The following is a 14,012-nucleotide window of genomic DNA, read 5'->3' on the forward strand; positions in this document are numbered from 1 at the left end:
AATACCCGTCTGCTTTTCAGATCGCCGGTCTATCGCCGAATGGGCGCGCTCACAAGTCCCGGCCGGAGTGGTGCGCAGAGGGCTGCGACACTGCACTGGCTTGATCCGGTCGCGCCGCCGGTAGAAGGTAGGGTATGGACAACAAAATGACGCCCCTGGTCGAACAGATCGAAACCACTTGTGCCATCGTCGGCGGCGGCCCCGCCGGGCTGATGCTCGGATTGATGCTGGCGCGGGCCGGGGTCGACGTCGTCGTTGTGGAAAAGCACGCGGATTTCCTGCGCGACTTCCGCGGCGATACCATTCACCCCTCGACACTCGAAGTCATGCGCGAACTCGGCCTCGACGAGACGTTTCTGCAATTGCCGCATACGAAGGCCCCGAAACTCTCCGCGGAGATCGGCGGGCGGCAGATCACCATTGCCGATTTTTCAAGGCTGCCGGTGCAACACAAGTTCATCGCCTTCATGCCGCAATGGGAGTTTCTGGATTTTCTCAGCCGTGAGGCGGCGCGCTATGCGAACTTCCGGCTGATCATGCAGGCGCGTGTGGAGCAGCTTGTCGAGGATCAGGGGCGTATCGCGGGGCTTTGCGCCTCCACGCCTGAGGGCGCGATCGAGATCCGCTCCCAGCTCGTGGTTGGCGCCGATGGCCGTCATTCCGTAGTGCGTGCAAAAGCCGGGCTCGAGGTCGAAACTTTTGGCGCACCGAGCGAGGTCGTCTGGATGAAACTGTCCAGGCAGCCGGGCGATCCGGTCGAGACGATGGGCCATGCCGGACCACGCCAGGGTCTCGTGTTGATCGATCGCGGCGATTTCTGGCAATGCGGCTTCGTCATCCGCCGCGGCACGTTCGCCCAGATGAAGGCCGGGGATATCGACGCCTTCCGTCAGGCGGTGATTGCGGTCTCGCCGCTGCCGGCCGAACGGATGGCCGAAATAAGGAGCTGGGACGATGTCAGCCTGTTGCAGGTGCGCATAGATCGGCTGCGGCGCTGGTGGCGGCCGGGGCTCCTGTGCATCGGCGATGCGGCACATGCGATGTCCCCGATCGGCGGCGTCGGCGTCAATCTCGCCATTCAGGATGCGGTCGCCGCCGCCAATCGTCTGGCCCTGCCGCTCAAGACGGGCACGTTGACCGATGCCGATCTTGCCGCAGTCGAGGCCCGCCGCGCCTTTCCCACCCGCGCGACGCAGAAATTGCAGCTGATGATGCGCAGCTCTCGCCGTGCGGACGAGGGACATGACGAAAGGCGAAAAGGCCCGCCCGCCTTCATTCGCGGCATTGCCCGTTTTCCGCTGTTGTCGCATCTTGCCGGACGGCTGATCGGGTTGGGCTTTCGCATGGAACATGCGCGCAGGCGGTGATGCCAGCAAAAAGGGTGCGGTCGCAGGGTGGGCGTTACCCTTATTGCTGGAACAGCGACAGGATGCTTTGCGAATTGGTGTTGGCGATCGAAAGCGCCTGGTTGGCAAGCTGCTGCTGTGTCTGCAAAGCCTTCAACCGCGTCGAGACTTCGTCCATATCCGCATCCACCAGCCGGCCCACCCCTTTGTCGATGACGTCAGTCAGGTCGGCGGCGAGATCGCTCTGCATGTCGATACGGGTTTTCAACGCTCCGAGCGTTGCCGCCGCATCAATGATGTCGGCACTGACGACGTTGATGTAACCGATATATCGATCCAGCTTTTCCGGGTGTTCGACGATGTCTATATCGACGAAATTCTGATCGGCCAAGGGTTCGATGCTGACGCGCATACCGGTAAAGCCGATAGCGGTCCGCAGGCCCGACAACCGGTCCCACCCCGTATCCGACCGTACGGAAATGCTGCTGGTGCCCGTTGCCTCGATGATCAGGGTCGGCCAGTCATCGTCCAGAAAGGATTTGAGCAGCGTGACCATTTCCTCTGCGGTTTCGATCTTGCCGGTATCCTTGCCCAGCAACGCGTTCACGTACGGCCTGTCGAACTCGTAGGTCTTCGGCGCGGCACCATTGACCGAAAAGCTGAAGGATACGGAGACGCCTTCGGGATTGTCGCCATCGGTATAGACCTCGAACGGGTCGAAGGTCAGGGACATGCCGGATCCACGAACCCCATAGGTGAGGACATCGGCAAGTCCGCCGCCTCCCACATCGCTGGCGAAGTTGCGAACTTCGACCGACGAACCGTCGAGGCCGGAATTCTCGTTGGTCCAGATGGCGACCCGTTGCGGAATGACATTACCCTGGTAGTCATAGACGCGCCCTCCGGATGCGCCGCTGCCTGCCGCGGACAGCGCCTGGCCGAGGATCGTCGCATACTGTGTATAGGTCGACACGACGCCGTTGGCTGCCGGGTAGAGGCTGTCCACCAGCGCGCGATCGATGGTGATATGGGTGGATTTGCCCGGGTTGTGGGGGCCGGGCAGGTCCGCCGGATTGTCGGCGTCGACGACGATGTCGAACTGGATCGTGTCGCCGGGATCGAAGGTCAGCGGACCGGCGAAGGTGAAAGTATGCTGGGCGTTGTCGCCGCGGACTGTGTTCGACTGGTCCATATGGATGATGCCGTCGCTGTCCATGTACGTATCGAAGTTTCTGATCCCGCCCAGCGTCTTCAGGTGACGCGTATCTGCCTGCAGCAGGCCGCCGCCATTCGCATTGAACAAGGCGATCTCCGACAGGTGGAAGTCGGTCTTGCCGAGCGAAACGCCGTCATCGGTGCGGATGAAGGAAGAGACCATCTCGACACGGTTGAGATCGCTGTCATTGATATCCGACACATTCGTGCTCAGCCAGTTCACGCCGTTGAAGCTGGCCGATCCGGCGATGGTGGTGACCTGATCCTTCAACTGGTCGAGTTCGGCCTGGATTTTGCTGGGACCGACGCCGGGTTCCTTGGCGGCCACCAGCTTGGCCTGGAATTCGGCCATGATGTCGATAACCGCTTCCATGCCGGTAGAGGCGACATCGATCTTGGCGGCGGCGAAATTGAGGGTATCGGCAACGGCGAGCATCGCTTTGTTGTCTGACCGCATCGTGGTGGAGATCGACCAGTATGCGGCGTTGTCGGCCGCCGCCTCGATACGGTATCCGGACGCCACCTGGCGCTGCGTCACCTCCATCTGGCCGCCGATGGAGCGAAGGGTCCGAAGGGCTGAAACGGCTGCGGTATTCGTATTGATGCTGGTCATGACACGCTCTCGTGGACAGCCGCTGGTTTATGCTGGTTGCAGCCGCATACAACCGATACATGGTTAACGAGAGGTAAATTTTAACTGCGAGAACCGTTGGGGAAAAATACCCTTTGGTTGTATTGGAGGTGGGAAAGCTGGGGGGCTGGATGGCGGAGCACGAGGAGGAGACGTCGGCAGATCGGTTCGACTGGCGCCACAAATCCGTCTGTTGCGACAACGTGGTGCGCAAATGGTGATTCCGACGCGATTCGAACGCGTGACCCTCAGATTAGGAATCTGATGCTCTATCCTGCTGAGCTACGGAACCACTGGTGCCATCCATACAAAAGGCCGGGCGGCAAGCCAAGCCCTTTTAAGGGATAGGCGTCGCCTGTTCTGTCAGCCGCCCAGGCGTTGTTCCGCCAGTCTCGCCCAAAAGGAAATGCCGTAGCCAATCGCCTCGTCGTTGAAGTCGTAGGCCGGGTTGTGCAGGCCGGCGCTGTCGCCGTTGCCGATGAAGATGAAGGCGCCGGGGCGGGCGTTGAGCATGAAGGAAAAATCCTCGCCCGCCATCATCGGATCGGTATCGGTGTCGACCTTGGCGGCGCCGGCGATGGCGATCGCAGCTTCGGCCGCATGAAGCGTTTCGGCGTCGTGGTTGATGGTTACCGGGCAGGCCCGCTCGTATTCGAATGTCGCTTTCGCGCCGTGGACGGATGCAATGGTCTCCACCAGTTGGCGCAGGCGCCCCTCGGCGAAATCGCGCACCGCCTCGTCAAGTGTTCTGACCGTGCCTTCGAGTTCGGCCGTTTCCGGAATGATATTGTGCGTGGTACCGGATTGGAAACGGGTGACGGAGACGACGATCGAGCGCAGCGGATTGACGTTTCGCGCGGCAATCAGCTGGATGTTGCTGACGATGTGCGCGCCGATGGCGATCGGGTCGATCGTGTTGTGCGGTTCGGCGGCATGGCCGCCGCGGCCGGTAAGCGTGATGGCAAACTTATCGGGCGCGCCCATGATGGCGCCCTTGCGGATGGCGAAGTGGCCAAGCGGAATGCCCGGACGGTTATGCATGCCATAGATTTCCTGGATGCCGAAACGCTCCATCAGGCCGTCCTTGACCATCGCATCGGCGCCGCGCCCGCCTTCCTCGGCGGGCTGAAAGACAACCGCCAACGTGCCGGTGAAATTGCGGGTCTCGGCAAGATATTTGGCAGCGCCCAGAAGCATGGCCGTGTGGCCGTCATGGCCGCAGGCATGCATTTTTCCAGGTGTTTTCGATGCCCATTCCGCACCGGTGACCTCGGTCAGCGGCAGCGCGTCCATGTCGGCGCGAAAGCCGATCGTGCGGCTGCCGGGATTTTTGCCGCGGATGATGCCGACAACACCCGTCTGCCCGATCCCTGTCTCAACCGCATCGACGCCGAATTCCTTAAGCTTTTCCGCAACGAAATCGGCGGTATGGTGGACATCGTAAAGAATGCCGGGATTTTCATGGATATGGCGGCGCCAGCCGGCAACTTCGTCCTGCAGTTCGGCAGCTCTGTTCAAGATCGGCATCCGGTATCCATTTCCATCGTGCGCATGTCATTGTCTTGTCCGTGCCATATTGCGCTGCGGAATTGACGGAATCAACGATCTTTGCCATTGCTAGGCCATAGTGGTCCAATAACGGCCATGCTCGTCACGCCAGAGATTGTACGAGGACGACCCCTTGCCCAAAGCGCAGACTGCTTTCCCGCTCGCATCGAGATCGATCGGCGCCCTTGTGGCTTTCTCGCTTGTGTCGGCTGGTTTTGCACCAATGGCCCATGCCAACCCGAAGATGGTGGTCGATGTGCGCACCGGCCGGGTGATCAGCCATACGGAAGCCTTTCGCAAATGGTATCCCGCCTCGCTGACCAAGCTGATGACGGCCTATGTCACCTTCCGTGCGATCAAGAGCGGCCGCCTCAGCCTCGATAGCGTCGTGACGATGAGCAAGCGGGCGGCCGACCAGCCGGCCAGCAAGATGTATTTCAAGCCGGGAACCCGGCTGACGCTCGACAATGCGCTGAAGATCACGCTGGTGAAATCGGCCAATGACATGGCCGTCGCCGTGGCGGAGACGGTGGGCGGTTCGCATGACCAGTTCGTGGCGATGATGAATGCGGAAGCCGCGCGGCTTGGCATGAATGCGACGCGCTTCATCAATCCGCACGGTCTGCCGGGCAAGGGCCAGTACACGACGGCGCGTGACCTTTCGATCCTGACCGTGCAATTGAAACGAGAGTTTCCGGAATATGCCGGTTATTTCTCGATCGAGGGCATTGATGTCGGCAAGAAGCAATATGCCAATTTCAACATGCTGATTGGCCGTTTCGACGGCGCCGACGGCATGAAGACCGGCTTTATCTGTGCCTCCGGTTTCAACCAGATCGGTTCGGCCACGCGCAATGGACGATCCGTCGTCACGGTCGTACTCGGTTCCGACAGTCTCGCGGGCCGGGCCGACGATACCGCAAACCTGCTTCAGGCGGGCCTGACCGCCGGTGCGAACCAGGGCACGCCGCTTGCCGCGCTGGCGCCCTATGGCGATACGGCCGCCGTCAACGATATCAGCGCCGAGATCTGCAATCCGAAGGCGGCCAAGATGCGCAGCGAAACGCGCGACGAAGCCGGCCGCATGATTACCCATTCGCCCTATATCCGCGAATTGTCCCATCCGATTTCCTACACATTCGCCGGGCCACTGCCGGGCACGGAAACGGTTACCGTTGCCGGCGGTGCCGGCCCGTCCGCCAATGTGCCGATCCCGATCCCGCGTCCGAGCACGTTCTGACGGCGTCGATCCGGTCCGGTTTGAACAGCAAGTCAGAAAGTACAGACCATGCCGACATTGCGTGACCGCATTCCGGTTGCCATCCTAACCGGTTTTCTCGGTGCGGGAAAATCGACCCTGCTGAACCGCATTCTCAAGGATCCGGCGGCCAGAGATACGGCAGTCATCATCAACGAGTTCGGCGAGGTGGGGATAGACAATCTTCTGGTCGAATCCTCCGGCGATACGCTGCTGCAGCTTTCCAACGGTTGTCTGTGCTGCACCATCCGCGGCGAGCTTGTCGATACGCTGGCGACCCTGATCGATCAGGTGCAGACGAAAAGAATTCAGTCTATTCGACGCGTCGTCATCGAAACTACCGGGCTTGCCGATCCCGCGCCGGTGATGCAGGCGGTGATGGGCAATCCGGTCATCGCCCAGAATTTCGAGCTGGACGGCGTGATCACGGTCGTCGATGCGGTCAACGGACTTTCGACGCTCGATCGTCACCCGGAAGCGGTCAAGCAGGCGGCGGTTGCCGACAGGCTGATCATATCCAAGCAGAGCATGGCGGATAGGGACACGCTCGCGGCGTTGAAGGCGAGGCTCGGCGCGCTTAATCCGCGTGCACCGATGATCGATGGCGATAGCGGCGAAGCGGCGATGGCGGCCGTCCTCGCCAATGGGCTTTATGATCCGCAGACCAAGATCGCTGATGTCGACCGTTGGCTGCGTGACGAGATGGCTGCGGACGCGCATGATCATCAACACCACGATCATCACGATCATCATGGTCACCATGACCACGGTCGTGACCACCACGATCATGGCCATGTTCACCATCACCACCACGATTTGAACCGTCATGGCGAGGACATACGTTCCTTCTCGATGGTCCACGACACCCCGATCTCGCCGATGGCGATCGAAATGTTCGTGGATCTCATGCGCTCGGCGCATGGCGAAAAGCTGTTGCGCATGAAGGCGATCGTTGCGTTGTCGGATAATCCGGATCGACCGCTGGTGCTGCATGGCGTGCAGAGCATTTTTCACCGGCCGGAACGGCTGGCGAAATGGCCGGAAGGCAGCGATCGGCGCACACGCATGGTGCTGATTACCCAAGGCATGCCGGAAGCGTTCGTGAAGGATCTGTTCGCCGCCTTTACCGGTGAGCCGCGGATCGATCGTCCCGATCGTGCGGCGCTGGAGGACAATCCGCTGGCCGTGCCCGGCCTGAAACTCTGAGTCAGACCGCGGGCCCCTTGCGGATCAGGAAACGGTGGCCGTCCCCGGTCTTTTCGGATGACAGGATCGTGTGGCCGTCTGACCGGCAGAAATGCGGAATGTCGATACCGGCAAGCGGGTCGCTGGTCTCTATGAGAAGGGTATCGCCTGCCCGCATGTCCTTCAGCCGCCGGCGCGTCTTCAGCACCGGCAGCGGGCATTTCAGGCCCCTGAGATCATATGAAATGGTCGGGTCGCTGCTGTCGCCCATGTGGCGACTACCACAGCTTCCAGAATGCCTTCTTCTCTTCCGGTGCGGGGGCAGGGGCCTGCGTATAGGCCAGAGGGTTCTGGGCGGGAACCGGAATGGCGCCGGTCGTCGTCGTGCCGTCGCGGTCCGTCTTGGCGGCCACCTTGGTCTGTGCGTTCGCGACATCGGCCACGGCGGAAGCGCCACGGCGTTTCTGCGTCTCCGCTTCCATCACGGCAGCGGCGCTGCTGCGGGGCGGCGTTGCCGGAGCGCCTGCCGAACCGTCGGCCGGGGCGGATGCGACGATTGGACCGGCCGGCTTGGAGCCGCTGCCCATGCGGGCCGCCATCATCTTTTCGAACTCGGCCTGTTTCATCAGCTTGCCGGCCTCGAGCGAGGTGCCGGTGGGGGCAAAGGCCAGTTCGCGGCCCTTGCGCTTGTCGGCAACGACGGCCTTGCGCTCGGCTTCGCTGGGTTCGTACCAGACCATGCCGTCAAGCTTGTTCACGGCCTTGGTATAGGCGAGATCGTAGTTTTTCTCGTAGGATGCAAGCGCTACGTTGAGCGCCGGAGGCGTCGACATGGTCGGGCAGGCGCCGCCGGCACTGAAGTTGCCGCTGGCCTGCTGGTTGAAGACATATTTCTTCTCGCAGACATTCACTTCGGGCGGACGCTTGGTGACTTCGAAATTGTCGTAGCCGACCTTCAGCATCTTCCAGAATTCGAAATGTTCGCTGCCGCGGTGGCGCGCCATGTTTTCCGCCGTCATACGGAACGGAAAGGCCTGCAGCTGCACGGATGTCTGGCCGCCCTTGAAGGCGTCGCGAGCAAAGCCGTAGATTTCCAGGATCTGCTCGTCCGTCATCGAATAGCAGCCCGAGGAGGAGCAGGCGCCGTGGATCATCAGATTGGTGCCGCTGCGACCGTTCGCGGCATCATAACGATTTGGAAAGCCGGTATTGATGGCGAGGTAATATTTGGAATTAGGGTTCAGATGCGCCGGTGTCAGGCCGTAGAAACCTTCAGGCGCCTGTCGGTCGCCTTCCTTCACCTTCGGGCCGAGTTTGCCCGACCAGGCGCAGATCTGGTAACTGGTCAGCTTGTCGAACCGGTTGTCGGCCTTGGCCTTCCAGATTTCCAGCACGCCTTCTTCCTTGAAGATGCGGATCATGATCGGCGAGGTCCGCGGCATGTCTTTCTTCTGCATTTCCGCAATGATGCGGGCAGACAAAGGCTGCTCGACCTTGTTCTTGACCTTGGAAATATCGATGGTCGATGCCGAATCCAGCGTGTCGTTACAGCCGGTCAGGACCGTCCCGACGAGAAGGGCGAGGGCGATGTGTTTTAGGCGCATCACGGACAACCACGTATTGCTGACGATACGAACGAAGCAGGGCGGTGCCAAGCTTCCCATCCATTCTCAATAGAATGGTAATCTTTACATCTTCCTAACCGCATACGACGATGCCGGTCGCAAATCAAGCGACCGGCATCGACTAGGATGGCAATTTGACCGTCAATGCGGTGGTTTCGCGGCGAGCTGGCCCGATTACAGGTTTCTGCCGATCGCCAGAAATTTCTGGCGGCGAGCGTTGCGCACGTCCTCGCCCGACATCTGGCCGAGTTCGGCCAGCGCCTTTTCGATGACGTCGCCGGCGGCATTGATGACCGTTTCCGGCTCGCGATGGGCGCCGCCCAAGGGTTCGGCAATGATCTCGTCGATGACGCCAAGGCTCTTCAGATCTTCGGCGGTGATCTTCATGTTGGTGGCGGCTTCGCGGGCGCGGGTCGAATCGCGCCACAGGATCGAGGCCGCGCCTTCCGGCGAGATGACCGAATAGATCGAATGTTCGAGCATATAGACCCTGTTGCCGGTCGCGATCGCGATCGCGCCGCCCGAGCCGCCTTCGCCGATGACCAGCGAAACCATCGGCACTTTGAGGCCGAGGCACATTTCGGTCGAGCGGGCGATGGCTTCCGCCTGGCCACGCTCTTCGGCGCCAACACCGGGATAGGCGCCGGCGGTATCGATCAGCGAAATGACCGGCAGGCCGAAACGGTCGGCCATTTCCATGATGCGGATCGCCTTGCGATAGCCTTCCGGCCGCGGGCTGCCGAAATTGTGCTTGATGCGGGTCTTGGTATCGTGGCCCTTTTCCTGGCCGATCAGGGCAACCGGCTGGCCGCGGAAACGGGCAAGACCTGCCTGGATCGCGGCGTCTTCACCAAAGGAACGGTCGCCGGCCAGAGGCGTGAACTCGGTGAACAGGCTTGCGGCGTAATCGACGAAATGGGGGCGCTGCGGGTGGCGCGCGACCTGTGTCTTCTGCCAGGCGGTCAGTTTTGAATAGATGTCCTGGATCGCTTCGCGAACCCGAACTTCGAGGCGCCCGATCTCATCCGAAGTGTCGATGCTTTCGTCTTCGGAAGCGAGCTTTTTCAGCTCATGGATCTTGCCTTCGAGATCCGCGATGGGTTTTTCGAAATCGAGATAAGTCTGCATAAGAACCGTTTTCCGATCTTGCTGGCTGATGGCTGGCCGCGCGTTTGCCCGCTCTATTCCCGGTTTTTGGCCTGTTTTGCAAGAGGGTGATGCGTTTCCACCAGTTCACGGAGCCTTTCTTCCAGAACATGTGTGTATATCTGAGTGGTGGAAATGTCCGAATGGCCAAGCAGTTCCTGCACCACGCGCAGATCCGCACCGTTGGCGAGAAGATGGCTTGCGAATGCGTGTCTCAGCACATGCGGAGAGATCGCCGACGGCGGCAGACCCGCCCTGATCGCAAGGTCCTTGAGGTCGCGGGCAAAGACCTGGCGCGGCAGGAAACCCTGCTTGCCGGATGAAGGGAAAAGCCACGAGCTTTCCTCTCCGCCCTCCTTCTCTTTCGCCGCTTCCGCCTTGGCTGCGCCATAAGCGCGCATTGCATCGATCGCAGCGCGCGACAGCGGCACCAGCCTTTCCTTGTTGCCCTTGCCCTTGATCACGAGGAAACGACCCTGCTGGTCGAGCACGCGGGCCGGCAGGGAAACCAGTTCGCTGACGCGCATGCCGGTCGCATAGAGAAGTTCGAGCAGCGCCAGCATTCGCAAGCGGGAAAGGCGGCCGGGCGCAGGATCCTCGGCTTCCGCCGCCGCCAGCGCCAGCAGTTTGCCGACATGATCCTCGCTCATGGTCTTCGGCAGCGGGCGACCTTTCTTGGGCGCATCCAGGATGGAGGTCGGGTCGTCCGGGCGAAGGTTCTCGGCGTAGAGGAATTTATAGAACTGGCGCATGGCGGACAGTCTTCTTGCCTGCGACGACGCGGCAAAACCCTGCCGCCCCAGATGGGCGAGGTAAGCGGAAAGATCCGTGCTCGTCGCCAGCGCCAACGTCTGTTTCTTGCCAAGAAAGTCGCGCAGGTCGGTGAGATCGCGCTCATAGGAAGCAAGCGTATTTGCGGCGGCTCCGCGCTCCGCGCTCATCATTTCCAGAAAGGCTTCCAGATGTGCGCCAGAAAGGTCCATCACATCACGTCCGGTCCGTTTCGTTCAAGGTCTGGCCGGGGCGACCGGTGCCGGCGGGTTCAGGCGCTCGGAAGGCACATGCACCGTTACATCACGGTCCTTCGGTTCCACCAGCAGAACGAGCGCCATCATGCTTCCGTAGATCACCCCGGCGATGACGGCGAGGATGAAGAGAAACCGGAAGAGTGAGGGCATGCGGGGCTCCGTGTGATTGGCCCCTTTATGAGCAAAGCCTGGCGGCAAGGCAAGCAAGGATCTGCGAACATTCGGAAGTCTTGGAAGGGTCTCGTATCGCGGCGCGGATCGCCTGCGCAACGTCGCGACGATCAGCCGGTTGCATCTTTCCAGGGCGACAAGCCTTGACGCTGCCGGTGCATTTGTCGATAGGGTTTGACATGGAAGACCCCAAGGAACAGGCCCACCGGGCAATGACGGATCTTGTTATGCCCGAGGCGCTGAAGGCAGCGCCGTCGCTAAGCGACAGGGCGCGCGAGGCGCTGGCTGGCCGCAACCTAATCTTTGTCGGACTGATGGGGGCGGGCAAGTCGGCGATCGGCCGGCTAGTGGCGCAGCAGCTGTCGCTGCCGTTCGTGGATACGGATGCCGAAATCGAAAAGGTTTCGCGCATGACGATCTCGGAACTGTTCGCGGCCTATGGCGAGGCGGAATTCCGTGCCCTCGAAGCCCGCGTCATGGAGCGTCTGCTGCATCAGTCGCAACGGGTGGTTTCGACGGGGGGCGGTGCCTTCATCAACGAGCAAACGCGTTCGCATATCAAGGCCGGCGGCCTGTCTATCTGGCTGCGGGCCGATCTCGAGCTGCTATGGGAGCGCGTGCGCAAGCGCGATACGCGGCCCTTGCTGAAGACCGAAAATCCGAAGCAGACGCTCAGAAACCTGATGAACCAGAGATACCCGATCTATGCGGAAGCCGAACTGACCATCGAGTCCTGCGATGTCCGCAAGGATGCCATGGCGCATAATGTGCTGGCTGCGATCGCCGGGCTTTCGAACAGCCGGCAAGCCACCGGCGGAAAGTGATGGAAATGACGAGATCGGCTGTGCAGGACGAACGATTGGTGCATGTGCCGCTGGGGGATCGCGCCTACGATATCCTGATCGGGCCCGGCCTCATCGCACGTGCAGGCGGCGAGATCACCAGCCGCATCAAGGGGCGCAAGGCGGCCATCGTCACCGACGAGAATGTCGCGCCGCTTTACCTCGAACCGCTTACGGATGCCTTGCAGACGGACGGTATCGAGGTCGCGTCGCTGATCCTGCCGGCCGGCGAGAAGACGAAAAGCCTCGATCATCTGGCCGCCGTCTGCGACATGGCGCTGGCGGCCCGCGTTGAACGCAATGATGCGATCATCGCGCTGGGCGGCGGCGTCATTGGCGATCTTGCCGGTTTTGCGGCCGGCATCGTGCGTCGCGGCGTGCGTTTCGTGCAGATGCCGACCTCGCTTCTGTCGCAGGTCGACAGTTCCGTCGGCGGCAAGACCGGCATCAATTCGCGCCACGGCAAGAACCTGCTCGGCGTCTTCCACCAGCCGGATCTGGTGCTTGCCGATACCGATACGCTGAATACGCTGAGCGAGCGGGAATTCCGTGCCGGCTATGCCGAGGTTGCCAAATACGGGCTGATCGACAAGCCGGACTTCTTCGATTGGCTGGAAAAGAACTGGCAGGACGTGTTTTCCGGCGGCCCCAGCCGCGCGCAGGCAATTGCCATCAGTTGCCAGGCCAAGTCGGATGTCGTCGTCGAGGACGAGTTCGAGAACGGTCGCCGCGCGCTGCTCAATCTCGGCCATACCTTCGGCCACGCGCTCGAAGCGGCGACCCAGTATGACAGCAGCCGTCTGGTCCATGGCGAAGGTGTCGCCATCGGCATGGCGCTTGCCTATCGCTTTTCCTCAAGGCTCAATCTGGCCAGTCCCGATGATGCCGAACGCGTCGAGGCGCATCTGAAGGCTGTCGGCCTGCCGACGCGCATCAGCGACATTCCGGGCGATGCGCTGCCGGTCGAAAGGCTGATGGACGCCATCGCGCAGGACAAGAAGGTCAAGAGCGGCAAGCTCACCTTCATCCTCACCCGCGGTATCGGCGAGTCCTTTGTTGCCGACGACGTGGCGGCTTCCGAGGTCCTCACCTTCCTGGAGCAGCAGCCGGCACGATGACGTCGAAAGCAGGGGTTCTATCACGCCTGGTCAATGCTCTCGTGCGCGGCATGCTGCGCGCGACGGGCACGTCGCTTTCTCCCTCGACGCTGACATTCGCCTCGCATGACGATCTCCATCAAGCGCTCGACGAGGTGCATCGCGAAGGCGCCTTCGACAAGCAGGATCGCGATCGCCTGCGTGGCCTGTTCGATCTGGAGGAACTCGAAGTCTCCGACGTCATGGTGCATCGCATGGCCATGCGCGCCGTCAACGCCGCCGATCCGCCGGAACAGGTGGTGCGCACCGTGCTGGAAAGTCCCTATACGCGCATGCCGGTCTGGCGCGGGACGACCGAAAACATCGTCGGCGTGATCCATGCAAAGGATCTGTTGCGGGCGCTGTCAGAACCGGATGTGCAGCCGCAGACCGTCGACATCGTCAAGGTTGCGCAAAAGCCGTGGTTCGTGCCCGATACGACCACCCTCAAGGACCAGCTCAACGCCTTCCTGCGGCGCAAGGTGCATATGGCAGTGGTCGTCGACGAATATGGCGAGATGCAGGGCATCGTCACGCTGGAAGATATTATCGAGGAGATCGTCGGCGACATTTCCGACGAGCACGATCCATCGCTGCAGGGCGTGCGGCAGGACGCGGACGGCTCGATCCTCGTCGATGGTTCCGTGCCGATCCGCGACCTCAACCGTGCGCTCGGCTGGAGCCTTCCCGATACGGAAGCCACGACGATCGCGGGCCTTGTCATCCACGAATCGAAACTGATCCCACAGGAACGGCAGGCGTTCACCTTTTACGAAAAGCGTTTCATCGTGCTCAAGCGCGAAAAGAACCGCATCACGCGCCTGCGCATCCGGCCAGCCGTCGCGCCGATACCGTAAGTCTTGCTCGCGGGATCGTCATCA

12 protein-coding genes, 1 tRNA gene and 1 pseudogene are annotated in these 14,012 nt (G+C 61.3%); 6 read left to right on the top strand and 8 right to left on the bottom strand.

Annotated elements, in window-relative coordinates; genetic code table 11:
• Window positions 1-146: 146 nt before the first annotated feature.
• Window positions 147-1,367 carry an FAD-dependent oxidoreductase gene (locus tag ACQKKX_RS11425; RefSeq protein ID WP_427570807.1) on the top strand — a complete coding sequence of 407 codons (1,221 nt, stop codon included), beginning with the start codon at window positions 147-149 and terminating at the stop codon, window positions 1,365-1,367.
• A gap of 40 nt (window positions 1,368-1,407) precedes the next feature.
• Here the strand turns inward: ACQKKX_RS11425 and ACQKKX_RS11430 are convergent, their stop codons facing one another.
• From ACQKKX_RS11430 to ACQKKX_RS11440, 3 genes are all read right to left on the bottom strand, one after another.
• Entirely contained in the window at window positions 1,408-3,174 is a 1,767-nt protein-coding gene (locus ACQKKX_RS11430; RefSeq protein ID WP_427570808.1) for a flagellin, read from the bottom strand.
• Window positions 3,175-3,407: 233 nt separating this feature from the next.
• Window positions 3,408-3,484, bottom strand: a tRNA-Arg gene (locus tag ACQKKX_RS11435).
• Window positions 3,485-3,555: 71 nt separating this feature from the next.
• A complete protein-coding gene (locus ACQKKX_RS11440; protein ID WP_427570809.1) occupies window positions 3,556-4,719 on the bottom strand; it encodes a M20 aminoacylase family protein in 1,164 nt (387 codons plus the stop codon).
• Between the two features lie 244 nt (window positions 4,720-4,963).
• On the opposite strand from ACQKKX_RS11440, the gene ACQKKX_RS11445 reads away from it, so the two are divergent.
• Both ACQKKX_RS11445 and ACQKKX_RS11450 read left to right on the top strand, forming a co-directional pair.
• Window positions 4,964-5,980 (top strand): D-alanyl-D-alanine carboxypeptidase family protein, encoded by a 1,017-nt coding sequence (locus tag ACQKKX_RS11445; RefSeq protein ID WP_427570904.1) that lies wholly within the window; start codon window positions 4,964-4,966, stop codon window positions 5,978-5,980.
• 48 nt (window positions 5,981-6,028) lie between these two features.
• Window positions 6,029-7,204 carry a CobW family GTP-binding protein gene (locus ACQKKX_RS11450; RefSeq protein ID WP_427570810.1) on the top strand — a complete coding sequence of 392 codons (1,176 nt, stop codon included), beginning with the start codon at window positions 6,029-6,031 and terminating at the stop codon, window positions 7,202-7,204.
• 1 nt (window position 7,205) lies between these two features.
• Here the strand turns inward: ACQKKX_RS11450 and ACQKKX_RS11455 are convergent, their stop codons facing one another.
• From ACQKKX_RS11455 to ACQKKX_RS11475, 5 genes are all read right to left on the bottom strand, one after another.
• Window positions 7,206-7,454 carry a sulfurtransferase TusA family protein gene (locus ACQKKX_RS11455; RefSeq protein ID WP_427570811.1) on the bottom strand — a complete coding sequence of 83 codons (249 nt, stop codon included), beginning with the start codon at window positions 7,452-7,454 and terminating at the stop codon, window positions 7,206-7,208.
• Between the two features lie 7 nt (window positions 7,455-7,461).
• A complete protein-coding gene (locus tag ACQKKX_RS11460; RefSeq protein ID WP_427570812.1) occupies window positions 7,462-8,787 on the bottom strand; it encodes a L,D-transpeptidase family protein in 1,326 nt (441 codons plus the stop codon).
• Window positions 8,788-8,982: 195 nt separating this feature from the next.
• A complete protein-coding gene (locus tag ACQKKX_RS11465; protein WP_427570813.1) occupies window positions 8,983-9,936 on the bottom strand; it encodes an acetyl-CoA carboxylase carboxyltransferase subunit alpha in 954 nt (317 codons plus the stop codon).
• A gap of 53 nt (window positions 9,937-9,989) precedes the next feature.
• Entirely contained in the window at window positions 9,990-10,940 is a 951-nt protein-coding gene (gene xerD / locus ACQKKX_RS11470) for a site-specific tyrosine recombinase XerD (RefSeq protein WP_427570814.1), read from the bottom strand.
• Between the two features lie 21 nt (window positions 10,941-10,961).
• On the bottom strand, window positions 10,962-11,132 hold the full coding sequence (locus tag ACQKKX_RS11475) for a hypothetical protein (protein WP_427570815.1): 171 nt from the start codon (window positions 11,130-11,132) through the stop codon (window positions 10,962-10,964).
• 233 nt (window positions 11,133-11,365) lie between these two features.
• On the opposite strand from ACQKKX_RS11475, the gene ACQKKX_RS11480 reads away from it, so the two are divergent.
• The 3 genes and pseudogenes from ACQKKX_RS11480 to ACQKKX_RS11490 form a co-directional block, all read left to right on the top strand.
• Window positions 11,366-11,977, top strand: coding sequence for a shikimate kinase (locus ACQKKX_RS11480; RefSeq protein ID WP_427570816.1), 612 nt, complete (start codon window positions 11,366-11,368; stop codon window positions 11,975-11,977).
• Between the two features lie 5 nt (window positions 11,978-11,982).
• On the top strand, window positions 11,983-13,113 hold the full coding sequence (gene aroB, locus ACQKKX_RS11485) for a 3-dehydroquinate synthase (RefSeq protein WP_427570817.1): 1,131 nt from the start codon (window positions 11,983-11,985) through the stop codon (window positions 13,111-13,113).
• An 11-nt stretch (window positions 13,114-13,124) separates the two neighbouring features.
• Window positions 13,125-13,988 (top strand): annotated as a pseudogene (locus ACQKKX_RS11490) (HlyC/CorC family transporter); the annotation flags it as partial.
• Window positions 13,989-14,012 lie beyond the last annotated feature (24 nt).

The sequence above is a fragment of the Neorhizobium sp. NPDC001467 genome (assembly GCF_050275975.1).
Classification (GTDB): domain Bacteria; phylum Pseudomonadota; class Alphaproteobacteria; order Rhizobiales; family Rhizobiaceae; genus Neorhizobium.